The 22,460-nt window shown below is 71.8% G+C and carries 19 protein-coding genes; 8 read left to right on the top strand and 11 right to left on the bottom strand.

Annotated elements, in window-relative coordinates:
- Positions 1-60 precede the first annotated feature (60 nt).
- The gene (locus ACFWYW_RS52095) at positions 61-1,377 is read left to right on the top strand and encodes a hypothetical protein (RefSeq protein WP_379627872.1); all 1,317 of its coding nucleotides are present in this window, start codon (positions 61-63) and stop codon (positions 1,375-1,377) included.
- A gap of 645 nt (positions 1,378-2,022) precedes the next feature.
- Here ACFWYW_RS52095 and ACFWYW_RS52090 read toward each other — a convergent pair.
- The 8 genes from ACFWYW_RS52090 to ACFWYW_RS52055 form a co-directional block, all read right to left on the bottom strand.
- The gene (locus tag ACFWYW_RS52090; RefSeq protein WP_379641344.1) at positions 2,023-2,904 is read right to left on the bottom strand and encodes a PQQ-binding-like beta-propeller repeat protein; all 882 of its coding nucleotides are present in this window, start codon (positions 2,902-2,904) and stop codon (positions 2,023-2,025) included.
- Positions 2,901-4,613: an ABC transporter ATP-binding protein gene (locus ACFWYW_RS52085; RefSeq protein WP_379627307.1), complete on the bottom strand. Its 1,713-nt coding sequence runs from the start codon at positions 4,611-4,613 to the stop codon at positions 2,901-2,903. Before ACFWYW_RS52085 ends, ACFWYW_RS52090 begins: the two co-directional genes overlap by 4 nt.
- Complete coding sequence (locus ACFWYW_RS52080) at positions 4,613-5,809, bottom strand: cytochrome P450 (RefSeq protein WP_379627309.1); 1,197 nt, start codon at positions 5,807-5,809, stop codon at positions 4,613-4,615. The genes ACFWYW_RS52085 and ACFWYW_RS52080 overlap by 1 nt, the downstream gene beginning before the upstream one ends.
- Entirely contained in the window at positions 5,806-6,237 is a 432-nt protein-coding gene (locus ACFWYW_RS52075) for a lasso peptide biosynthesis B2 protein (RefSeq protein ID WP_379627312.1), read from the bottom strand. Before ACFWYW_RS52075 ends, ACFWYW_RS52080 begins: the two co-directional genes overlap by 4 nt.
- The gene (locus ACFWYW_RS52070) at positions 6,234-6,497 is read right to left on the bottom strand and encodes a lasso peptide biosynthesis PqqD family chaperone (protein ID WP_379627314.1); all 264 of its coding nucleotides are present in this window, start codon (positions 6,495-6,497) and stop codon (positions 6,234-6,236) included. Before ACFWYW_RS52070 ends, ACFWYW_RS52075 begins: the two co-directional genes overlap by 4 nt.
- Positions 6,478-8,277: an asparagine synthase-related protein gene (locus ACFWYW_RS52065; RefSeq protein WP_379627316.1), complete on the bottom strand. Its 1,800-nt coding sequence runs from the start codon at positions 8,275-8,277 to the stop codon at positions 6,478-6,480. The genes ACFWYW_RS52070 and ACFWYW_RS52065 overlap by 20 nt, the downstream gene beginning before the upstream one ends.
- Positions 8,278-8,591: 314 nt before the next feature.
- Positions 8,592-8,774: a hypothetical protein gene (locus ACFWYW_RS52060; protein ID WP_379627318.1), complete on the bottom strand. Its 183-nt coding sequence runs from the start codon at positions 8,772-8,774 to the stop codon at positions 8,592-8,594.
- On the bottom strand, positions 8,771-9,331 hold the full coding sequence (locus tag ACFWYW_RS52055) for a MauE/DoxX family redox-associated membrane protein (protein WP_379627320.1): 561 nt from the start codon (positions 9,329-9,331) through the stop codon (positions 8,771-8,773). Before ACFWYW_RS52055 ends, ACFWYW_RS52060 begins: the two co-directional genes overlap by 4 nt.
- Before the next feature lie 201 nt (positions 9,332-9,532).
- Between ACFWYW_RS52055 and ACFWYW_RS52050 the strand changes: the two genes are divergently transcribed.
- Together ACFWYW_RS52050 and ACFWYW_RS52045 are read left to right on the top strand one after the other, a co-directional pair.
- Entirely contained in the window at positions 9,533-11,770 is a 2,238-nt protein-coding gene (locus ACFWYW_RS52050) for a helix-turn-helix domain-containing protein (RefSeq protein WP_379627322.1), read from the top strand.
- Positions 11,771-12,276: 506 nt separating this feature from the next.
- The gene (locus ACFWYW_RS52045; RefSeq protein WP_379627325.1) at positions 12,277-14,175 is read left to right on the top strand and encodes an ABC transporter ATP-binding protein; all 1,899 of its coding nucleotides are present in this window, start codon (positions 12,277-12,279) and stop codon (positions 14,173-14,175) included.
- A gap of 172 nt (positions 14,176-14,347) precedes the next feature.
- Here the strand turns inward: ACFWYW_RS52045 and ACFWYW_RS52040 are convergent, their stop codons facing one another.
- On the bottom strand, positions 14,348-15,496 hold the full coding sequence (locus tag ACFWYW_RS52040; protein WP_379627327.1) for an AI-2E family transporter: 1,149 nt from the start codon (positions 15,494-15,496) through the stop codon (positions 14,348-14,350).
- Positions 15,497-15,571: 75 nt separating this feature from the next.
- Entirely contained in the window at positions 15,572-16,663 is a 1,092-nt protein-coding gene (locus tag ACFWYW_RS52035; RefSeq protein ID WP_379627329.1) for a winged helix DNA-binding domain-containing protein, read from the bottom strand.
- 62 nt (positions 16,664-16,725) lie between these two features.
- Between ACFWYW_RS52035 and ACFWYW_RS52030 the strand changes: the two genes are divergently transcribed.
- Genes ACFWYW_RS52030 through ACFWYW_RS52010 form a run of 5 tightly spaced genes read left to right on the top strand, consistent with a single transcriptional unit; the run spans position 16,726 to position 21,324 of the window.
- Positions 16,726-17,667, top strand: a complete 942-nt coding sequence (locus tag ACFWYW_RS52030) for a helix-turn-helix transcriptional regulator (RefSeq protein ID WP_379627331.1) — start codon at positions 16,726-16,728, stop codon at positions 17,665-17,667.
- Between the two features lie 42 nt (positions 17,668-17,709).
- Complete coding sequence (locus tag ACFWYW_RS52025; protein ID WP_379627333.1) at positions 17,710-18,468, top strand: ABC transporter permease; 759 nt, start codon at positions 17,710-17,712, stop codon at positions 18,466-18,468.
- Positions 18,465-19,238 (top strand): ABC transporter permease, encoded by a 774-nt coding sequence (locus ACFWYW_RS52020; protein ID WP_379627336.1) that lies wholly within the window; start codon positions 18,465-18,467, stop codon positions 19,236-19,238. Before ACFWYW_RS52025 ends, ACFWYW_RS52020 begins: the two co-directional genes overlap by 4 nt.
- Positions 19,235-20,257, top strand: a complete 1,023-nt coding sequence (locus ACFWYW_RS52015; protein ID WP_379641342.1) for an ABC transporter substrate-binding protein — start codon at positions 19,235-19,237, stop codon at positions 20,255-20,257. Before ACFWYW_RS52020 ends, ACFWYW_RS52015 begins: the two co-directional genes overlap by 4 nt.
- Complete coding sequence (locus ACFWYW_RS52010; RefSeq protein WP_379627340.1) at positions 20,254-21,324, top strand: nitrilase-related carbon-nitrogen hydrolase; 1,071 nt, start codon at positions 20,254-20,256, stop codon at positions 21,322-21,324. The genes ACFWYW_RS52015 and ACFWYW_RS52010 overlap by 4 nt, the downstream gene beginning before the upstream one ends.
- Here the strand turns inward: ACFWYW_RS52010 and ACFWYW_RS52005 are convergent.
- Complete coding sequence (locus ACFWYW_RS52005; RefSeq protein WP_379641341.1) at positions 21,281-22,375, bottom strand: response regulator transcription factor; 1,095 nt, start codon at positions 22,373-22,375, stop codon at positions 21,281-21,283. The genes ACFWYW_RS52010 and ACFWYW_RS52005 overlap by 44 nt on opposite strands.
- Positions 22,376-22,460 lie beyond the last annotated feature (85 nt).

Here is a 22,460-nt window from a genome sequence, read left to right as displayed (position 1 = left end):
GCCATGCAGATTCTCCTGCATGGCGCCGCGACCCGGATGCAGGAGAAAGAGGCGTAGTCCGTGTCAGAACTCTCAACCGATGCATCAGAGATCTCCTGGCGCTGGGGAATCGGTGAGCAACCGGCCTTCAGCCCGCGACGCGCATCGGTTCCGGTCCTGGCACTGGAACGCCTCAAACGCGCCCGTGAGCATGTGGTGCTCGGGTGGTTCCATCGCTACCCGGCTCGTTTCGCCGCGGACGTCGTGACGGGCATGCTCGCCCAAGTAGTGACCGAATCACGACGGCCCGTCACTTCGATTCTCGACCCGTTCTGCGGGACGGCCGCTGTTGTCGCCGCCAGCCGCCAGCTCGGCCTTGCCGCAATGGGCGTGGAGTTGACCACGCTCGGGGTCACCGTGGGACGGCTAAGACTCGACCCTCCTGTCAACCCATGGGAGGCGGCGGCGTTCTGCGAGCGCATGGCGCGGCTTGAACCGGCCAAGAATGCCCGGGTCAACGACGAGCTGGCCAGGTGGCTCGGCGACGAAAACGCCCGCCTCCTCACTGCTTGGCGACCGGTGTTGGAGACTGTCGACGACAGGCGCTTGAGCCGATTCGTCACGGTCGCGCTCTCCCAGTCCCTGCGACCGTCTTCTCAATGGCTCGCGGGGTCCGTCAAGGTGACCGCCGATCCTCTCCGTACTCCCATACCGCTACGGCACAGCCTGCCTCGCTGGGCGCGGCAGCTTGCCCGAGACTGCTCTGCCGAGCAAGACGCCCTTGCGGACATCAACGACATTTTCGGCCAACGGCGTCCTCCCGCGGCGGTCACGCTCGGCGATGCAAGGAGACTGCCCTTGGCAGACGCTGGCGCTGATGCCATTGTGACCTCTCCCCCGTATTTCGTGACATATGACTACTTCGACATCCAGCGGCTGTCCTATCTCGCTTTCGGCTGGCCAGTCCAGCGCCGTGATCAGATCGGCGCCAAGTATGGCCATGACTCCTTCGGCGGAGCCGTTGATCTTCCGGCTGCGTTCCGCACCTGGTATGAGTCAGACTTCGGTGCCGAAAGGACGACGCTGGGGCGAGCACTCAGGACATACGTGGAAGACCTCAGAACACACCTGAAGGATGCGATGCGAGTCGTCGCGCCGGGCGGAGTGGTCGCCTATTCAGTGGCCAACTCCGTTCGCGCCGGGAGAGTCTTCGATCTAGCAGCAGGGTTCGAGCAGCTCCTGCTGGAGGCCGGGTTCGCCGATGTACGCTCCACCGCACGCGAACAGGCTGGACGCCGCATCCTGCCTCCAGGCCGAGATCCCGCAAGCGGCCGTTTCTCGAGCGACAACCACAGTGCAGGAATCCGCGAGTACATCGTCTCCGGACGCCGGCCTTAGGCGTCCGCAGCCGGTACGCAAACCTGCTGTCACCCACGACGCCGTCGGTGGAGGACACGATGCTCGTTCGCCCCGGGTCAATTGCCACCGGCCCGGCATCTGCCCATCGAGCCCCGGGGCGGATGCATCATCGAAATGGCCAACCGAGCGCTCCATAGCATTCGCATATTGATGTACACCCCTGGACGCCTGCCGGCCATCTTGAGGTTGCCGGCTTTCTGGCCCAGTCCCTCCCCGCGTACACAATCCCGTGCGAGCCATGCCCGATGGTGAGGCCCGAGGGTCCTCGCCGAGATCGACCCGCAATGGTCCACGGTATTTGGAGCGCCTATTCTGCAACATCGGCGATCACCTCCCGGTGGCCAGGCGGGCTCGTGGGCGATGGCCGATCACGCTTTTCGCACATGGGCGAACCTGCCTGTCGAGCGTGCCGGATTCGTCTGGCGCACCGGCCTACTCGCCGGGCTCAAAGGGACATGTGCGGCGACTCCGGGCTGGTGACCGTCACCAGCATCGTGGGGTCGGCAACGCTTACCTGCGCGCCACCTCCGCGTGGCACCCGCCCGCGGGCACGGTGCCCGTCCTCAAGATCGAGGACATGTGCGAGTTCCCTAGCGCAACGACCCAGGCCCGGATGCCGCGCAGTTAGGCGGCCACGCCGGCGGGGCGGCGTACCGGGGCGGTGGCGACGATCCGGCCGGTGGCGGTGTCGATGGCCGCGACCTGGTGGGCGCGGGTGCCGCAGACGTACAGGCGGCTTCCCCGCGGGGACAGGGTGAGGGCCTCGGGGCTCTCGCCGACCTCGGCCCGGGAGACGATCCGCCTGGTCAGGGTGTCGATGCCGAGGACGCTCCTGCTGTAGTAGTGGGTGACGTAGACCCGGTCGTGGACCGGTGAGGCGGCGATGCCGTAGGGGCCGGACTCGACGCCGACGGTGGCGACCTCCTCCAGGGTGGCCGCGTCCAGGACCAGCACGTGGTTGTCCTGACCGGGCAGGTTGGCGCCGGTGGTGGTGACGTAGACGTGGGCGCCGTCGCGGGTCACGGCTACGCCGTTGGGGTGCCGGCCGACGGGGACGGTGGCGATCACCTTGCCCGCCGCCGTGTCGATCACCGACAGGTCGTGGCTCTCGAAGTTGGTCACGTACAGGCGCTCGCCCGCCAGCGCGGGGGCGGCGGCGTTGCGGCCGACGGCGATGGTGGCGGTCACGGCGCCGCGCCGCAGGTCGATCACCGAGACGTCGCTGCTCTGGTAGTTGGTGACGTAGGCGTGGCGGCCGGCGGGGTCGATGACGATGCCGCCGGGGTGGTCGCCGACGGGGATGCGGCCCACGACGGCCAGGGTGGCGGTACTGATGACGGTGACGCTGCCTCCGCCGAAGTCGGTGACGTACAGGCGCTCACCCGACAGCGCCGGCGCGTACGGCCGCGCCCCCGCGCCGGCGCTCGCCAGGTGTTCGAGGGTGACGGCGTCGAGGACGGCCACGGACGAGGTGTCGGGGCTGGCCACGTAGATCCGGTCGTTCATGAGCTCGCCGCGGGCAGGAGCTGGCCGGCGGCGAGGTCGCGGTAGAGGTCGTCGGCCATGAGCAGTTCCCGATGGGTTCCCGCCGCGCGCACTCTGCCCTCCTCCAGGACGATGATGGTGTCCGCGTTGACCACGGTGGACAGCCGGTGGGCGATCACGATGACGGTGGTGGTGGCGGCGATCTCCTCGACCGCCTGCCGCAGGGCCAGCTCGGAGGCGGCGTCGAGCTGGGAGGTGATCTCGTCGAGCAGCAGCAGCCGGGGACGGCGCAGCAGGGCGCGGGCGACCGCGACGCGCTGGCGCTGCCCGCCGGACAGGGTGGCGCCCCGGTGGCCGACCGGCGTGTCGAGTCCCTGGGGGAGCTGGTCGAGCAGGGGCGTGAGCCTGGCCCTTGCCAGCACCTCGTGGATCTGCTCGTCGGTGGCCTCGGGCGCGGCGTAGCGCAGGTTGTCGCGCAGCGTCCCGGCGAGGATGGGCGCGTCCTGCTCGACGTAGCCGATGGCCGCCCGCAGCTCGGCCAGCGGCCAGTCCCGCACGTCGCGCCCGGCCACCTCGACGACGCCGTCCTCGGCGTCGTAGAAGCGTTCCAGCAGGCCGAACAGCGTGCTCTTGCCCGCTCCCGAGGGGCCCACGACGGCGGTCATGGTCCCGGGCGCGACGCTGATGTCCACGTTCTCCAGTACGGCGCCGCCGCCATAGCCGAAGCGCACGCCGCGGAAGCGCACCGACGCCCCGTCGCCGCCCGGGTCACCGGGAGCCTCCAGGGGTTCGGCGGGCAGCCGGTCGACCTCCTGGAGGCGGCGGACCGCGGCCAGCCCCACCTGCACCTGTGTGAACGCCGACAGGATCTGGCCGATCGGGCCCGACAGGTACATCAGGCAGAACAGGAACATGATCATCGAGGGCAGGGTCAGCGTGCCCTGGCTCACCCGCAGGCCGCCCAGGCCGAGCACGACGAGGAAGGTGACCTGGGTCGACAAAGTTCCGGCCACGCCGGTCGCCGACTGCCAGCGGGCGGCGGTGATCGCGTGCCGCCACGCCGTACCGGATGCCCGCGCGGCCCGCGCGCTCTCGCGGCGCTCGCCGCCGCTGGCCTTGACCGTCCGGTAGGCGCCGAGCACGCGCTCCACGATCGCGCCGAGCAGCCCGACGGCGGCCTGCGTGCGCTGGGCGGCGGCCGAGACGCGCGGCATGACCAGCGCCATCGCGGCCAGCGTGAGCGCCAGGACCGCGGCGGTGGCGCCCAGCAGCACCAGGTCGGTCGTGGCCATGAGCGCGAGCGCGCCGGCGCCGAGTACCAGGCCGGTGGCTCCGGTGACGACGGCGTTGGTGGTCGCCGAGCGCAGCAGGGTGATGTCGGCGGTGAGCCTGGACATGAGGTCACCGGGTTCGAGCCGGTCGAAGTCGGCCAGGCGCAGGCGGAAGACGCGCTCGGTCAGCCGGTCGCGGGCGGCGCGCACGACGTTCTCGCCGGCGACCTCCAGCACGTAGCGGCCGCAGGCCGACAACACGGCGCCGGCGACGAGCAGCGAGGTGAGCACGGCGAGCGTGCCGAGCACCGGGGTTCCGGCCAGGAGGTCCTCGGTGACCATCTTGGCGGCCACCGGCTGGATCAGGCCGGCGGCGCCGCCGGCCAGGCCGAGCAGGCCTCCGGCGAGGATCCGGCCCCGGTGCGGGCGTACCTGGGCCAGGAGGGTCCGCCAGGCCATCACGGCCCCCAGGTGACGGGCAGGCGGGTCACGCCCTGCAGGGACAGCGCGGGTTTCACCGGCAGGCTCCCGGCGGGCTCGGCGAGCCGGAGCGTGGGCAGGCGGGCGAGCAGGGCGCTCAGCGCGGTCTCCAGCTCGGCTCTGGCCAGGTTGTTGCCCAGGCACTGGTGCGGGCCGTGGCCGAAGGTCAGGTGGCGGGCGTCGCGGCGGTCCAGGTCGAGGTCGTCAGGGGCGGGGACGGCCGCGGCGTCGCGGTTGGCGGCGGCCAGCAGCACGATGACGCCGTCGCCGTCCCCGATCAGCCGGTCCCCGAGCGGGATGCCGGCGGTCGCGACCCTCGGCAGCGGGTCGGCGACGCTCGTGTGGCGCAGGAGTTCGTCGACGGCCCGGGGCATCGTGGCGGCGGTGAGCGCCTTCAGCCCGCCCGGCCTGCTCAGCAGCGTGAGCACGCTCAGCGCGAGTGTGTTGGCGGTGGTCTCGTGCCCGGCGATGACCAGCATGGCGGCCATCTCCTCGGCCTGCCGCCGGCTCAGCTCACCGCCGGTGACCCGGCGGGCCAGGGTGGAGAGCACGTCGTCGCCCGGCCGGGCCGCCTTGTCGCGCAGGAGCCGGGCGAGCAGGTCGTAGACCACCCGGAACGGCGGGCCCGCGGCCGGGTCGAGGAGTGTGGGCCAGCGCAGATGCTCGGTGAAGACGGCCTGGTCCTCCCGCGGCACGCCGAGCACCGCGCAGAGCGTCAGCGCGGGCAACGGCGCGGCCAGCGCGCTCACCAGGTCGGCGGGCGGCCCCGCGCCGGCCATCGCCGTGATCAGCCCGTCGGCCAGCGAGCGCAGGTGCGGGCGCAGCTCGCGCACCCGGCGCAGGCTGAAGTGGGGGATGACCATCCGCCGGTGCTCGGCGTGGAGCGGGTCGTCCATCTCCACGAAGCTCAGCGCCCGCTTCTTGCGTTCCGGATCTGGCGACGGCGCGCCCTTCTCCCGCGCCAGGTGCGGGTGGGCCGGGTGCAGCGCGTCCGACGACAACCGCGGATCGGCCAGCAGCGAACGGGCCTGCGCGTGGCCGGTCACCACCCAGACCGGGGTGCCGTCGCGCAGGGCGGCGCGGGCCAGCGGGCCGTGCTCGCGCAGGCGGTCGTACCCCGGCGGCGGGTGGTAGGGGCAGCCACGTGGCATCGGGATCTCCGGCAGCTCGCTCATGGGGTGGCCTCCCGAGGCACCTGCAGCAGGACGCGGTGGTAGCCCGGCGGGGCGGGCTCGTCGACGGGCCGCCCCTCGGCCACGACCCAGGCGTGCGCGCCGAACGGCGGCAGCACCCGCACGCCCGCGCACCAGGTCGGCCAGCTCCCCCGGGACCGGCACAGCAGCGCGGTCGCGATCGAGCGGGGCAGGCAGCCCTTCGGGCTCGCGCACGCCCTGCTGGTGCGGGTGACCACCTCGCGGGCCCGGCCGGCCTCGGCGTAGGTGGCCGGGCGGGCGCCCGCGCTGACCCGGCCCAGCACCTTGACGATGGTGCTCGGCGAGCGTCTGGCCAGCGCCTTCGCGGCCAGCACCGCCAGACGGGCGCGCCAGCGCTCCAGCGGCGGGTACGCCCGCGGCGCGAGCGCCATCGTGGGGTCGACGCTCATGCCGGCCTCCGTACGAGGATGCCCATGGTCACGAGGCTGTCCATGAGGTGGGCGACGTCCCGGGCGGCTTCGCCGCCGTCCACGTCGAAGGCCGCCACGAGCCGGTCGACGGCGTGCCCGGGGTCGCCGGACTCCAGCGCGGAGCGCAGCACGATCGCTCCGGTGGGGTTGAGGCTCCAGTACTGGCCGCGTACCTGGTGGAGCAGGGCCATGCCGTAGTCGGTGTCGACGGCGGAGATGTCAGGCGCCAGCGCGTACACGCTCATCCTCCTTCACGGTGCGCAGCCACATCTCGCACGCCAGCGTGGGCTCGATGCGGCGGTGCTGGGTCAGCACGTCGATCGGCCCACGGCAGGTGGCGCGGAAGAGGTCCGGGTCGATGAGGCCGAGCTCGCCCAGGAGGCTGTCCTCGGCGAGTGCCATGATCTGGTCGCGGTGCTTCCTGCTGCCCATGACCGCGCCGGCGGAGGTCTCCGATTTCGTGGTACGGCCCAGCGTCACCTCGGGCACGATGCCGCGCATGGCGTCGGCCAGCACCGGCTTGTACCTGGCCGGGTCGTGGCGGTCCCGGGGCCTGGCCGCCAGCGCCGCCTCGATGACCCGGTCGTCGAAGAAGGGCGCGGACAGGGTGATGCCCTGGGCGGCGGCGATCTGCTGGAAGTCGCCGACCATCTGGCAGCCGCCGTGGATCGCGGCGAGGTTGTGGTGGGCGCCGCGGCCCTCCGCCAGCGGCAGGTGGCGCGCGGCCGCCGCGCGCAGCTCACCGGCAGCCAGCTCGACCGCGTACGGCGTCGCCCACGCGGGCATCGTCGGCGGCAGGTCCCACCCCAGCGCGGGCCCGTCCACGCCCTGCCCGTCGCGCCCGAGCCGGTCGGCGGCGGCCCGCATCCACGCGTCGTACGCCCTGCCGCTCACCAGGTGCCGCAGCGTCCGCCGCAGCGGCCAGCGGTTCTTGGCCGCGGCCGTCAGCAGGTGGCGCGTCCCGGTGAGCGGCGCCTGCCTGATCAGCGTGGGCAGCCAGGTGGGCATCATCGTGGCGGCCTCGTCACCGCCCAGCCCGGTCAGGTGGACGCCGGGCGCGTACGCCTGGCCGCGCCGCAGGATGTGCGTGAGCCGGCTGCGGTGGTGCAGCAGCAGGAACGGCGCGTCGAAGCGCTCGTGCGCGCCGAGCATGTCGTCGTAGACCAGCGGGCACTCCTGCGCGGAGATGATCTCGTGCCGCACCGGGTGTCCGGCGGCGGCCAGCGCGGCGGCGGTGCGCCCTGCCCACAGCACGTCCTCGTCCATGGGGTCGGGCTGGGCGGCGGTCAGGGCCACGACGTCGGCACCGGTGCGGGCGGCCAGGGAGCAGACCGACGAGGAGTCCATGCCGCTCAGGTGCGCGACCACCGTGCGGCCGGGCCCCGCGCGCAGGGCGACCGCCTCGCTCAGCGCGGTTCTGAGCGCCGCGACCGCCTCCTCGCGCTCCATCGGCTCGGGGAAGCGCCACCAGCGCGCCTGTGCGAGAGCGCCGCGCTCGTCGAGGACGACGTCGTGACCGGGCGGCACGGCGTCGATCCCGTCCCACACCGGCAGCCAGTTCAGCGGCCACGGCGGGTGGGCGAACAGCAGCCGGGTGGCGAGCCTGGCCGGGTTCGGCGCGGCCCCGGTCAGTCCCGCCAGCACGAGCGCCCGGTTCCCCGCGACCGGCGTCCCGCCGACCCGGCAGGTGTACACCCTGCGCAGCCCGGAGGCCGTCCCCCGCACCCGGACCCGGCCGCCCTCCGACACCATCACGTACGCGCTGCCGGGAGCCGTCAGGCCGGGCGCGCCACCGGCCAGGTGCTCCTTCGCGTGCTCGCCGAAGGCCGCGATCGCCGCGCCCGCGCTCCTGCCGACCGTGAGCGTGCCGGGCGGCCAGCGCCCGATGAGCCACGGCCGTCCTGAGGGGTGGCTCACCTCGTGCGCGCCGCCGCGGGTGTCGTGGATCCGCCGCGCCACGTCCGTGCTCTCCTCCCGGTCGGGCAGGACGGTGAACCATGGGTCTTCTGTCGCGGGCAAGGTCGCTCTCCCATCCTTCGCGGTACGGCAGGCGGTGCGGTGGCCGCCTGCCGTACCTCATGGGCGGTTAACGGCAGTAGTTCGGGTAGATCCACTCCCAGTGCGGGCCGCCGCAGCCCCCGTTGGTCAGGGTGTGGAAGTCGCCGGCGAACGTGATCTCCGGGCGTTCGTAGACGCGCATGTCATTCACCTCCAGGTTTCCGCTACCAGTCGAGACGGTCGGTAAGCCATTCCCAGACACAGCCGCAGCCGGCGTTCGTCAGGGTCGTGAATCCGCCTTCCAGCGTGATTTCCGGGCGTTCGTAGACACGCATTCAGCTCACCTCCTTTCCTGCTCGGCTTTCGATCCGGGCGGGTTCCGGCTCCGGATCCCGGACCTGGGCGGGACCGTGGGGCGAGAGCGCCTCGATCCCGGTCATCAACCGGAGCATGCGGGCCAGCAGCAACGTCAGCACCAGCAGCCACACCAGCGCCCCGTAGACGAGGATCGTGGTCATGCCCGCCTCCTCTCCCTGTGCGCGGACTGGACGGTGAGGTAGGTCCCGAAGGCCGCGGGCAGGCCGATCACCAGGACCGTCAGGCCGAGCGCGTCCGCCACCGCCCCCGCGTGCACGGCGGGCGCCCCGGTCAGATACACCACCAGCGCGACCAGCGCGCCCGCCGCCATCGCCGCCGCGCGCACCGGCGTCACCCAGGACAGGTGCGCCTGCCCGAACAGGCATCCGCAGGCGAAGCGGTCCCCGCGCGCCAGCGCCGGCACCGAGATCGCGATGAAGGACAGTGACAGCGCTCCCGCCATCGCGCATCCCGCGACGGTCAGCGGTGGCGGCCCCAGTAGCGCCAACGCCGTGAGCACCTCCACCGCGCCGAGCCCGACGGCGAAGACGGTGCTCTCCTTGCGCATCACCCGGAACTGCACCGCCGCGCGGGCGGCCGAGCCCGGACGGATCACCTTGCCCGCCCCCGCGACGCCGAACAGCAGGGCCAGGACGATCCGCACCGCCAGCACCGCCGGCGCGCCGAGCGATTCCCACGAACTCGTTATGACGCTCACGGGTCCGACATTGCGTCGGTCTTGCCCGTCTCACCAGGGAAATGAGATGCGATGAGAAATCCGGGCGGGATGAGCTGGGCATTTGCCATGGTTCGTCCCGCCGCGCGGTCATCCGCAGGATGGCATGGTGGGAAATGACGGAGGCCGTCATGACCGGGGGGACGGATGCCGGATTCTGAGGCACGGCAACAATTCGCGCTCATGCTGCAGTCGTGGAAAAAGCGCTCCGGCCGCAGTTATCAGGCGCTGGGCCGGCGGCTGGAGCTGAGCCATTCGACGGTCCACCGGTTCTGCACCGGCAAGCAGCTGCCGCAGGACGCCGCGCTGGTCGAGCGGCTGGCCGCCGCTCTGGGGGCCGACCGGCGGGAGGCGGAGATCCTGCGCGGGGTGTGGCGGCTGGCGCGGGACGTACCGCAGGCCAGGCCCGGCGCCGCGGCCTCGCCCGATGAGTTGCCGCACGACGATCTGCCGCGCGACATCGCCGACTTCACCGGGCGGGCGGAGGAGCTGGGCGCGCTGCTCAAGGCCGGTGGCACGCCCAGCGGTGTCTGGACGGTCGACGGGATGGCGGGCGTGGGCAAGACGACGCTCGTCCTGCACGCGGCGCACCAGCTCAAGGAGGGGTATCCGGACGGCCGGATCTTCCTCGACCTGCACGGGCACACCGCCGGCGTCGCGCCGATGCCGGCCTCCGACGCGCTGAAGGCGCTGCTGAGCGCCGCCGGGGTGCCGGAGGAGGGCATTCCCGCCGAAGCCGGGCGGCGGGCCTCCCTGTGGCGTTCGGCGCTGGCCAGGCGGCGCATGCTGATCGTCCTGGACAACGCCGTCGACGCCGAGCAGGTGATGCCGCTGTTACCCGGGGCCACGCCGTCCCTGATGATGATCACCAGCCGGGCCCGGCTGGTGGACCTGGACGGCACGGGCACGATCACGCTGGGCGAGCTCAGCGCCGAGGACGCCCTGGCCATGTTCATGAAGATCGCCGACGCCGGCCCGCCCGCCGACCTCGGTGACGCCGAGGAGACGGTACGGCTGTGCGGCTACCTCCCCCTCGCCATCAGGATCGTCACCGCCCGGTTACGCCACCGCCTGTCGTGGACCCCCGGCCACCTCAACGAGAAGCTGCGCCAGGAGCACCGGCGCCTGGCCGAGCTGCAGGCAGGCAGCCGCAGCGTCATCGCCGCCTTCGCCACCTCCTACGGCAAGCTCGGCGGACCGGCCCGCCGGATGTTCCGCCTGCTCGGCCTGATCCCCGGCGTGGACGTGGACCTCGCGGGCGCCGCCGCGCTGACCGGCCAGCCGATCGAGGCCGCGGAGCCGCTGCTGGAGCAGCTCATCCAGGCGCACCTGCTGCAGCGCCCGTCGGCCGACCGCTACCGCTTCCACGACCTGGTACGCGACTACGCGCGGGCGGTGCTGGCCGAGCGGGAGCGGCAGGAACAGCGGCAGGCCGCGCTGGCCCGGATCGTCGAGCACTACCTGCGCGTCGCCGACCACGCCGCCGAGCTGATCGAGCCCAGCAGGCGGCCCAACCCGATCTCCGGCCCGGTCGCCGCCCCCGCCCTGCGCCTGGCCGACCGCCGGGAGGCGATCTGCTGGCTCGAACGCGAGCTGCCCAACCTGATCGCCGCCATCGAGAGCGCCGCCGCCGGGGGCCTGCTCGTCCACACCTGGCAGCTGGCCCGCTCGCTGTGGCACTTCTTCCTGCTGCGCGGCGACCCGCGTGACTGGATCCACACCCACCGGCTGGCCCTGAGCGCCGTGCAGCGGCTGGGCGACCGCGAGGGCGAGGCCGAGACGCTCAAGAACCTCGGCGTCGCGTACTGGCTGTCGGACGACCGGGAGGGCGCCATCGCGCTGCACCACCAGGCCCTGGTGCTGGACTGCTGGAACGGCGACCCGGTCGGGCAGGCCAAGACGCTGACCCATCTCGGCTACATCCACCACCGCGCGGGCGAGTACGCCGTGGCCGCCGACCACTTCCTGCTGGCCGTCATGCTCTACCGGGAGGTGAACGACCCGGTCGGGGGCAACCGCGGGCTCAGCGGTCTCGGCGACAGCCTGCGCAGGATGGGGCGGGCGGAGCGGGCGATGCCGTACCTGCTGGAGGCCTTGTCCCTGAGCAGGAGCGCGGCCGATCCGTGGGGGGAGATCCAGGCCCGCACCGGGGTGGCGCTGGCGCACCTGGAGGCGGGCGAGGCGGGTCTTGCCTGCCGCCACCTCGTACGGGCGCTGGAGCTGAGCAGGCTGGTGGGCGACCGGCTGAGCGAGAGCACGGTACGCACCGCCCTGGGAGCCACGTGGCTCGAGGTCGGCGATGCCGGGATGGCCCGCAGGCACTTCACCAGGGCCCTGACGCTGAGCAGGCAGAGCGGCGACCGCTGGGGCCAGACGGAGGCCAGCGCGGGCTTGAGGGCGGCGCGCACCCGGCAACAGTAAAGGGAGGAAAGATCACGAGGTCCCGGCGGGCACATGCCGGCCCCGGCGGACCGCGTCACTGCCCAGCAGACCTGCCGACTAAACGAAACGCTCGACACCGAAAAACTAGCAGGTGAGCCGCACTCCGGCGAAAGCTCACATAGGAAAGATTGCCGTTTTCGTTAGAGATCGGCCCCTCTATTTATTTGCGCTTTAACGTGGGTGCCGCGAAACGGCTTGAAGCGCCGGCCCCGGCCGCTTCCCGCCCGGCGGGCACGGACCTCCGACACCGCGCTGAACAGGCATGATTGACGTTTTTCCGGGACCGCGCGGCCGATTATCGAGCGCGGCCTCTCGGGCGCCGCGTCAAACCCTTCCCAAATACTCCCCTAAAGGCCGATATGGCGGGATTCGGGTGTTAGCGTCCTATTTGTCAGCACAGGCAGCACTCGCATGCGAGTGCACGCACAAAGGAGGGGGATCATGACTCCTGTCGGTTTCCCTACGCGTCACTGGGATGACTGGGGATGGGGCGGCGGCGGATGGTGGGGCGGCCGCAGACGCTGCCGTCGTCGCCGCCGCTGCGGTTGCGGGCGGCGGAGGTGGTGGTGGTAACCACCACTGGGAAGAGCCGGCGGGTTTCCCGTCGGCTCTCCCTTTCCGCCCGGCCGGGGGCGCGATCGGGCACGCACGGGCCGGAGCTCGCGCCCGCCGTCATGATCCGCAAGACCTTCGCCGAGTTCTGGCCCGACACCCGCGGCGTCCGCAGGCTGTTCGTCATCGGCGGCGTGCTCGCCATCGTGGCGGCGCTGTGCGAGGTGGCGGCCATCGGACTGTTCGCCGTCATCACCGACGAGGTGCTCGCCCGGCAGGATCTGGGGGCGTTCTGGACCCCGGCGCTCACCTGGCTCGGCCTGGCGGTGGTCGCCGGCCTGGCCGCCTTCGGCGGCGCCTACATCACGGCGCTGGCCGCCGAGCGCTTCCTGCTGAACCTGCGCGACCGGGTGTTCGCGCACGTGCAGACGCTCACCCCCGACTTCTTCAACAACCGGCGCCTGGGCGACCTGATGGCCCGGCTCACCGACGACATCGAGGCCATCGAGACGCTGGTCGGCTCCGGCCTGGTCAAGGCGTTCACGACGGTCATCAGCGTGATCGTGTTCGCGACCGCGGCGTTCATCGTCCGCTGGGACCTCGCGCTGATCACCTTCGCGCTCATTCCCGGGTTCGTCATCATCTCCAAGCTGTTCGCGGCCAAGTTCAGGGGCGCGGCCGCCCGCGAGCGGCAGAGCAACGGCATGATGAACAGCGTCATCGAGGAGAGCCTGTCCAACCAGACCCTGGTGCAGGCCCACAACCGCCAGGAGGCCGAGGCGGGCCACCTGCACCGACAGGGCGAGACCTGGCTGCGGGCCAACATGTCACAGGCCTGGCTGTCCGGCCTGTACGGCCCCGCCGTACAGGTGCTCGAGACCATCTGCATGATCGTCATCCTGGGCTTCGGCGCGTGGGAGATCTCGGCCGGCCGCCTGACGATCGGTGGACTGCTGGCGTTCGCGGCGTACCTCGCCTTCCTCTACCCCGCCGTCCAGAACCTGGGCGAACTGGCGCTCACCGTCTCCGAGGCCGCGGCCGGCTCCGACCGCGTGATGGAGGTGCTCAAGGCCCGTCCCGGCGTCGCCGACAACCCGGCGGCCAGGCCGCTGATCGGTCCCGTGCCCGGCCGGATCACGTTCGAGCAGGTGGGCTTCACCTACCCGAACCGGACCAGGCCGACGCTGGCCGATCTGTCCTTCACCGTCGAACCCGGCCAGACCATCGTCTGCACCGGCCCCAGCGGCGCGGGCAAGTCGACGCTGGCCAAACTGCTGCTGCGCTTCTACGAGCCCACCAGCGGCCGGATCCTGCTGGACGGCACGGACATCCGCGACATCTCCAGCACCTCGCTGCGCGACCACATCACGATCCTGCAGCAGGAGAACCTGCTCTTCTCCGGTACGGCCCGCGACAACATCGCCTACGGCAAGCCTGGGGCGAGTTTCGAGGAGATCGTGGCCGCCGCCAAGCTGGCCGACGCGCACGACTTCATCAACCGGCTGCCGGACAAGTACGACACTCCGCTCGGGCAGCGCGGGCGGCTGCTCTCGGGCGGGCAGCTCCAGCGCATCGCGATCGCGCGCGCCCTGCTGCGCAACGCGCCGGTCCTCGTCCTGGACGAGCCGATGACCGGCCTGGACGCCGCGACGGCGGCGCGCGTGCAGGAGCCGATGCGGCGGCTGATGGAAGGCCGCACGACCATCCTGATCACGCACGACCTGCGGCACGTGCCGCCGGACGCGGCGATGATCGTGCTCGAACCGGTCCGGCGTTCCAACCGGATCCGGCTCAAGCACATGCCGCCCGCGTATTCGCGCCTGGGCCGCTGAGACGCCCGGTTCCGGGACGGCCACCACACCGGCCGTCCCGGACCCGGCCGCCCCGAAACCGGCCGTCCCGAACCCGGGCGCGCCGCCGGCAACACGCAGAGCGCCTTCTCCGGCATCCCGCCGCTCCGGCGCGTACCCGATGTGCCGGTGCGGTCAGGAGCCGGTGAGCCGCTCAGTGGTGTTCCTGTCGCGGGAGGACCACCTCGCCGACGATCAGCTGGACGGCGGCGGCGACCGGGATAGCCAGCAGCGCGCCCACGACGCCGAGCAGGGCGCCGCCGATGAGCGCGGCGACGATCGTGGTGGCGGCCGGCACGTCGACGGAGGACTTCATCACCCTCGGCGCGATCAGGTAGTTCTCGATCTGCTGGTAGACGATGAAGAACACCAGCGTGGCGATCGCCACCGGCACCGAGACGAACAACGCCACCAGCGTGGCCACCGACGCGCCGATGCCGGCCCCGATCAGCGGGATGAGGTCGGTGATGGCGACGATGAGCGAGAGCGGCAGCGCGTATGGCACGCCCGCGATCGACAGGAAGAAGAAACTGCTCACACCGGCGATGAACGAGATGATCAGGTTCCCGGCCACGTAGCCGCCGACCCGGTTGAGTATCTCGTCGCCGAGCAGTCGCACGCGGGCGCGGCGGCTCCTGGGGACGAGCCGGTAGCCGGTGCGGGTGACCGAGCGCAACGAGGCCAGGAAGTACAGGGTGAGGATGAGCACCGTCAGCGCCGAGAACACCGCGCTGACCAGGACCCCGGCCACGCCCAGCAGCCCGCCGAACACCTGCCTGCCGAGATCGCCGCTGGTCAGGTAGGTCTGCAGGCGTTCCAGCAGGCCGTAGCGCTGGTCGAGGTCGCGGATCTGGGGGTTGTTCTGCAGTTGCTCGACGTAGGCGGGGACCTGGTCGATGAACTGGCCGGCCTGCTGCGACAGCGCCGGGACGACCGCGAGGCCGAACCCGGCGAAGAAGGCGATCACGCCGGCGAACACCACCGAGATCGCGGCCCAGCGCGGCAGGCGGCGCTGTTGCAGCCACCGTACGGCGGGGTCCAGGCCGACGGCCAGGAACAGCGAGACGACGATCAGGATGATCATCGAGGCGGCCGCGGTCAGGGCCTGGACCAGCAGCCAGGCGGTCAGCACGCCGAGCGCGGCGGTGAAGCCGAAGGTGAACGGGCTGCTGCCGAACGGCCGTCCCGGCTTGCCGAACGGCATCACCCCGACCGGCTCGGCGGGACCGTGGGGGCCGGGGTCGCTCCGGGTGGCGGGGGCCGGGTTCCGGGACGGATCGGGCGCGGGGCGGTCGTCGGTCATGGCGGCTCCTGGACGTGAGGGACGACATCTGCCCTCACCGGCCGCCTCCTACCGTCCCGGCCGCGCCCCGCCGGCTCAGGGAGAGATCCGCACCTGATCGGTTTCGCCGTCGGACAGGAACGACGCCAGGGACTGTCCCTGCTCGGTCACCTGCGCGCGCTCGGCGCGGGAGAAGGCGCGCAACGGGGTGACGGTCACGGCGCCGGACTCGACGGTCCAGGTCGCGGCCACCCGGCCGTCGGCCAGGACGACGCGGGTGCCCGCGACCGACAGGCCGCGGTGGGCGTCGTCGACGATCCGCGTGCGGTCGTCGTACCCGAGGAGCGCGTTGTCGAAGGCGGGCAGGAACCGTACCGGGGCGGGCGTGTCCGGGTCGGGGCGCGGGGCGCCGGGGAGGTCCAGGAGTTCCCGGCCGCGCTCGTCGCGGAAGGTGAGCAGTTCCGCGCGGATCGACGCCACCGCCGCGGGCAGTCCGGCCAGGCCGCTCCAGGCGCGCACGTCGGCCGTGGCGGCGGGGCCGTAGGCGGCCAGATACCGCCGGACCAGCGCCGCGCCGGCCGGGTCGGAGCCGTTCGCGGGCGCGGGCACGACGTCGCGGCCCAGCCAGGACGAAAGCAGCGCGTTGCGCACCCCGCCCTTGGTCCGCCACACCCCGCGCGGCGGCATCTGCACCATCGGGATGAGCGCGGCCACCAGCATCTCGCCCAGGGCCCGCGTCCCCGGCTCCGGCCACCGATCGGCCACCGCGCGGGCGATCTCCGCCATCGAACGTGGCTCGCCGTCGGCCATGACGTCCAGGCCGGCCGCGGCGAGTTCGCCCAGGTCCACTCCGGCGAGCTCGCGGCGGTAGGTTCCGAGGACGCGCTGCCGCAGCATGGCGTCGTGGCGGGGGCGCCAGGCCAGGACGTCGTCGGCGGTGAGCAGGTGAACGGTTCTGCGCATCAGGTGGGTACGGACCACGCTCCGCCGTACCAGCAGATCGGACAGCTCGGCCGGATCGAACGCCCGCAACCGCGACCAGAGTCCCACGAACGGTTCCTGTGGCTCCTGCGCCTGCAGCCCGCACAGGTGCGCGACGGCGTCCAGGGCCGGCAGGTCGGCGCGGTCGAGCAGCATCTGACGGGCGAGGGTGGCGCGGTTGAGCGCCCGGGTGCCGAGAACGGTCATCCTCCAAAGATCGCAGAAGAAGCGGTCAGTTTGTGTCCTCTTCTCGGGGCAACATAGAGGTCATGCTCAAGACGTCGGCACGGCTGCTGTCGCTGCTGTCCCTGCTCCAGGTACGCCGCGACTGGCCCGGCGCCCTGCTGGCCGAGCGGCTGGAGATCAGCCCGCGCACCGTGCGCAGGGACGTGGACCGGCTGCGCGAGCTCGGCTACCCCATCGTGGCGGTGAAGGGCCCGGACGGCGGCTACCGGCTCGACGCCGGCACCGACCTGCCGCCGCTGCTGTTCGACGACGAGCAGGCCGTGGCGCTGGCCATCGCCCTGCAGAGCGCGGCCACCAGCGGCGCCGGCATCGAGGAGGCCGCGGCGCGGGCGCTGAACACCGTCCGGCAGGTCATGCCCGCCCGGCTGCGCCGCCGCATCGACACCCTCCAGATCACCGCGGTCGAGCCGGCCCGCCGGCATTTCCCGGCCGACAGCGGTGTGCTCACCGTGCTCGGCGCCGCCGTGCACGCCCGCGAGGTGCTGCGCTTCGGCTACGCGGGCGCCGACACGCCGCGCCGGGTGGAGCCCCACCACCTGCTGACCTGGGGCGGGCGCTGGTACCTGGTCGCCTGGGATCTCGACCGCGGCGACTGGCGCACCTTCCGCGCCGACCGCGTCACCCCGCGGCCCCCGTCGGGTCCCCGCTTCACCCCGCGCGACCTGGGGGACGTGGCGGCGTTCGTGGCGGAGAGGTTCAAGGGCGCCGGCGCATCGGGCGAGTGGCCGTGCCGCGGCGAGGTGATCCTCGGCCTGCCCGCCGCCGACGTCTCCCCCTACGCCCGCGACGGTGTCGTGGAGGAACTCGGCCCGGACCGCTGCCGGCTCATCCTCGGCTCGTGGTCCTGGCCCGGCCTGGCAGCCACCATCGGCCGCTTCGACGCCGACATCGAGGTCGTCGGGCCACCCGCGCTCAAAGACGCCTTCGCCCACCTCGCTCGCCGATATGCGAAAGCATCAGGATAAAGACCCCGGGAGGCCGGTATTTCCGCTGAGCGCGACACTCTCTTGGAAAACGCCTTAGTCTGCGGGCTCATCGGCATGGCCGGTCTGTTCGTTCTGGCGGAGGCGGCGGGCAGGCTGGGAATCGTCTCCACCGCGCAATTCCCGCTGGCCTCCACCGTGCTGGTCACCGCCGTGCAACTCGCCATGGATCCCGCGTTCCTGCTGGATGTCGGCGCCACTTTCGCGGGCTGGGCGCTGGGGCTGCTGCTCACCGTCGCGGTGGCCGTACCGGCGGGGCTCCTGCTCGGCAGCGTGCCGCCGATAGAGGCGGCGCTGCGGCCGGTGATCGAGTTCCTGCGGCCCATCCCGTCGGTGGCGCTCATCCCGCTGGCCGCGTTCGTCTTCAGCGAGCGGCTCGACATGAAGATCGCGATGATCGTGTACGCCTCCGTCTGGCCCGTGCTGATCAACACGATGTACGGCCTCAAGGAGGTCGATCCCCTGGCCAAGGAGACGCTGCGGGCCTTCGGGTTCGGCCGGGTCGCGGTGTTGCTGCGGGTCTCGCTGCCGAGCACGGCGCCGTTCATCGCGACCGGGATCCGCGTGGCCGCGACGATCGCGCTCATCCTGGCCATCAGCACCGAACTGCTGGCCGGCGGGTCGAGCGGGATCGGCGCGTTCATCATCCTGGCCGGAAGCAGCCCCGACGGGCTCACGCTGACGGTGGCCGCCACCGTGTGGGCCGGAGTGCTGGGCGTCGTCACGAACGGCGCGTTCGCCTGGGCGGAACGCCGCCTCTTCCGCTGGCGGGCGGCCCGGTGATCGCGCGGGTCGTGGTGGTGCCCGCCGTCCTGCTGATCTGGGAGCTGGCCACGCGGGCCATGGCCCACCCCTTCTTCCCGCCGCCGTCGGTGATCGTGACGCACATGCGCGAGTTGTGGTTCACCGGCTCCCCCGCCCGGCTCTGGCTGAACGACACCGCTCTGGCCACCTTCCCGCCCAGCCTCGGCCGGCTGCTCGCGGGCTGGGCCGTGTCGGGCGTGGCCGGTGTCGCGCTGGGCGTGGCCCTGGGCCGGTCGCCACTGCTCTACCGGCTGCTCGATCCGGCCATCCAGTTCGGGCGGGCGCTGCCGCCGCCCGCGCTGCTGCCGATGATGCTGGCGTTGTTCTCGACGGGGACCCGCATGCAGATCGCGGTGATCACGTTCGGGATCGTGTGGCCGGTGCTGTTCAACGCGGCCGACGGAGCGCGCCACGTGGATCCGCTGCATCTGGACACGGCGCGGGTCTTCGGCCTCTCGCGCGGGCAGCGCCTGTGCAGGGTGATCCTCCCGGCAGCAGCGCCGAAGATCTTCGCCGGGCTGCGGCTCAGCCTCTCCCTGGCCCTGATCCTCATGGTCATCGCGGAGTTCTTCAGCACCGAGGGCATCGGCTTCCAGCTCCGCGCCGCCCAGCGGGCCTTCGACCTGCCGGGCGTCTGGGGCGCCATCGTCCTGCTGGGCGTGCTGGGCTATTTGCTCAATCAAGGCTTTCTTTATCTGGAACGCCGCATCCTCACCTGGCATGACATCGCGCAAGATAACCGGTCATGACAGGGGAGCCATTCACGGGTAGTCTCAAGATCACGGTTATATCGGCCCTTGGAGCTCTTATGTTAGAGTTTCGCCGCTTTTCTCTCTTTTGTGCCGCCACGTTGGTGATCGCCGCGTGCGGCGGTAATTCGGCCGGGCAGGAAAATGGCCGGGAAAAGACCGATATCACGATCGGCATGCTGGCCCTTCCCGAGGTGGCGCCCGTGCAACTCGCCATCGACAAGGGCTACTTCGCCGCCGAGGGACTCACGGTCGAGGTCGAGGTGATCTCGGGCGGCGCGGCGGCGCTGCCCGACCTGGTCTCCGGCAAGCTCGACGTCCTGCACAGCAAGTACGTCTCCGCCCTGGCCGCCTCCGCCGGCGGTGTGGTGAAGACCAAGATCATTGGCGATGCCTACGTGGCCAAGCCCGGCAACTTCGTCCTCATGACGAAGAAGGGATCGCCGATCACCACGGTCGCCGGGCTCAAGGGGGCGACGATCGGCGTCAACACCCTGAACAACGTGGCCACGCTGTCCGTGAGCGCCCTGCTGAAGCCCGCCGGGCTGACCCCGGCCGACGTCAGGTTCGTCGAGCGGCCCTTCCCCGAGATGGTCGCGGCGCTGGAGGGCGACCAGGTGGACGTGGCCTTCCTGCCCGAGCCGTTCCACCAGGCGGCGGCCAGGAAGGGGGCGGTCGTGCTGAGCGACATCTTCACCGGGCCCACCGCCGACTTCCCGATCTCCGGCTACCTCACCACGGAGGTTTTCGCGCGGGCCAACCCGAAGGCCGTGGCTGGCTTCCAGCGGGCCGTACGCAAGGCCGCCGACCTGGCCGTCGCCAGCCCCGCCGAGATCGCCCCCGCCCTGGAGAAGTACACGAAGATCGACCGTGCCACGGCGGGCGAGATGAAGCTCGGCGGCTACTCCACCTCCGTCGACGCCGCGCGACTTCAGCGGGTGGCGGACCTGATGCTCGAGTTCGGTTACCTGAAGCAGAAGTTCGACGTCACACCGATGCTGGCCGGAGGTGCCTCATGATCGCTCCCTACCAGGCGGTGGGACTCGTGCCCACCATGCGCGGCATCCGCGACCGCGAGGACATCAACCACAACATCGACCACATCGGCCACCTGATCAAGGCCGCCTCCTGGCTGTCCAGCCTGGACCTCCCGGTACGGCTGATCGCGATCCCGGAAGGCGCGCTCCAGGGCTTCAACGACGAGGTCCTTGACCTCGACCACGAGGACTTCGCCGCCAACTGCGCCATCGACGTGCCCGGCCCGGAGACCGCCCGGCTGGCGGAGCTGGCCGTCCAGTGGGACGCCTACCTCATCGCCCAGGCCAAGGCCCGCCACCCGGAGTTCCCCGGCCTGTTCTTCAACCTCGGCTTCGTCATCGACCCGCGGGGCGACATCGTGCTCAGGCACTACAAGACGGTGCCGCTGCTGCCCGTGGAGCACTCGGTGACGCCCCACGACGTGTGGGACCGCTGGGTGGAGCTCTACGGCGAGACGCTCGACAGCTTCTACCCGGTCGCCGACACCGAGATCGGCCGCATCGGCATCCTCATGGCCAACGAGGGCTCCTACCCGGAGAACGCCCGCGGCCTGGCCATGAACGGCGCCGAGATCATCTACCGCGGCCCCTATCCCCACCCGCACGCCGGCAACGGCATCTACGAGGTCCAGAACCGTGCCAGAGCCCTCGACAACAACGCCTACCTCATCGCCTGCAACCTCGGCACCTACTACCTCGACGCCGACTCCGAGCACCCGATCGACACCTTCGGCGGCCAGTCGATGATCGTCGACTACAAGGGGCAGGTGGCCGGCCGGCACGACTACAGCGGCGGCTCGTCCTGGGTCGCGGGCATGATCGACATCGGCGCCCTGCGCCACTTCCGGTCCACCGCCCAGTGGGACAACTGGATCAAGGACCTGAAGACCGAGCAGTACCGGGTCATCTACGATCAGCCCATCTATCCCAAGAACATGTACCTGACGCGCAAGCCGTACACCCACGCGGAGTTCCGCTCCGAGGTCATCCTCCGGCAGATCGAGCTCATGCACGATCGCGATATCTGGGTACGTCCGGAGAAGTCCTGACCCGGCGCGGCCAGAAGTTCTCGGCGAACAGGCGCGCCACCAGCTCGCCCCTGCTGGACACCCGGACCTTGCCGAAGACCGCCTTGACGTGGTCGCGGACCGTGTGCGGGGAGATGAACAGACGGCCGGCGATCTCCCCGGTGGTCAGGCCGAGCGCGATGAGCTGGGTGATCTCCAGCTCGCGGGGCGACAGCTCGTACGCCTCGGCCACGATGACCGCCATGTCGGAGGCGGCGGCGGGCTCGATGACCAGGACGATCGGGCCCGCCCCACCGCCGGGGCCGCTCATGGCGGAGGCGTGGCACACCAGCCAGTGCCCGTCGGCGGTGCGGATGCGCACGCGGGCGGACTGACCGGGCACGCAGGCGCGGGCCTGCAGGGCGGCGGTGACGATCCAGATGGGCAGGCGCACGCCCAGCTCGCTGCTCGCCGACGGGCCGGCGGGGAGCCTGGCCAGGTAGTGGCGGGCCTCCTCGTTGACCGACGTGGCCCGGCCCGACGCGTCGAACAGCACCAGCCCAGGTCCGGGCGCGTCCGGCGCCGGCCGTACGTCCGCGGGCCGGGCGAAGGAGCGCAGCCGCGCGGCCAGCGGCGCCGACAGGCCCGCCACGAACTCCAGCTCCTCCGGCCCGAACGGCGCCCGCCCCCTGTCGCGGAACAGGCTCACCACGCCCCACGTCCGCCGGCCGGCGCGCAGGACCGCGCGCAGTTCCTCGTTCTGCGCCTGCCAGGGGCGGCTGCTCCCGTGCCGCCGGCTGGCCACGGCCACCTCGGCGCGGGCCAGGTCGCGGAAGGCGAAGGGGCTCTCCTCCAGGATCTCGCTCTCCCAGTAGGCCGCGCAGTGCTCGCCGCCGCCGAGGTTCTCCACCCGCATCGGGGCGGTGACCAGCCCGGTCTCGGGGTCGGTCGCCGACCACACCGCGGCGTCGAAGGCCACGACCCGCCGTAGCCGCGCCGAGGTGACGGCGAACAGCTCGTCGGCGTGTTCCGCCCGTTCCGCGCGAGCCAGCATGTCGGTACGGCGCCGCCGTACCGCGGAAGGAGAACCCACGCCCCCACCCTGCCCGTTCACGGGCGGAGGTGCGCATCCCCCAGATGAGGGATGGGCCCGGGGGCGGGGCGGCGGCCAGCATCTC

Source organism: Nonomuraea sp. NPDC059023 (genome assembly GCF_042740095.1).
Lineage (GTDB): Bacteria > Actinomycetota > Actinomycetes > Streptosporangiales > Streptosporangiaceae > Nonomuraea.
Note: the sequence above shows the minus strand (reverse complement) of the source record. Positions and strands in the feature narration are given on the sequence as shown.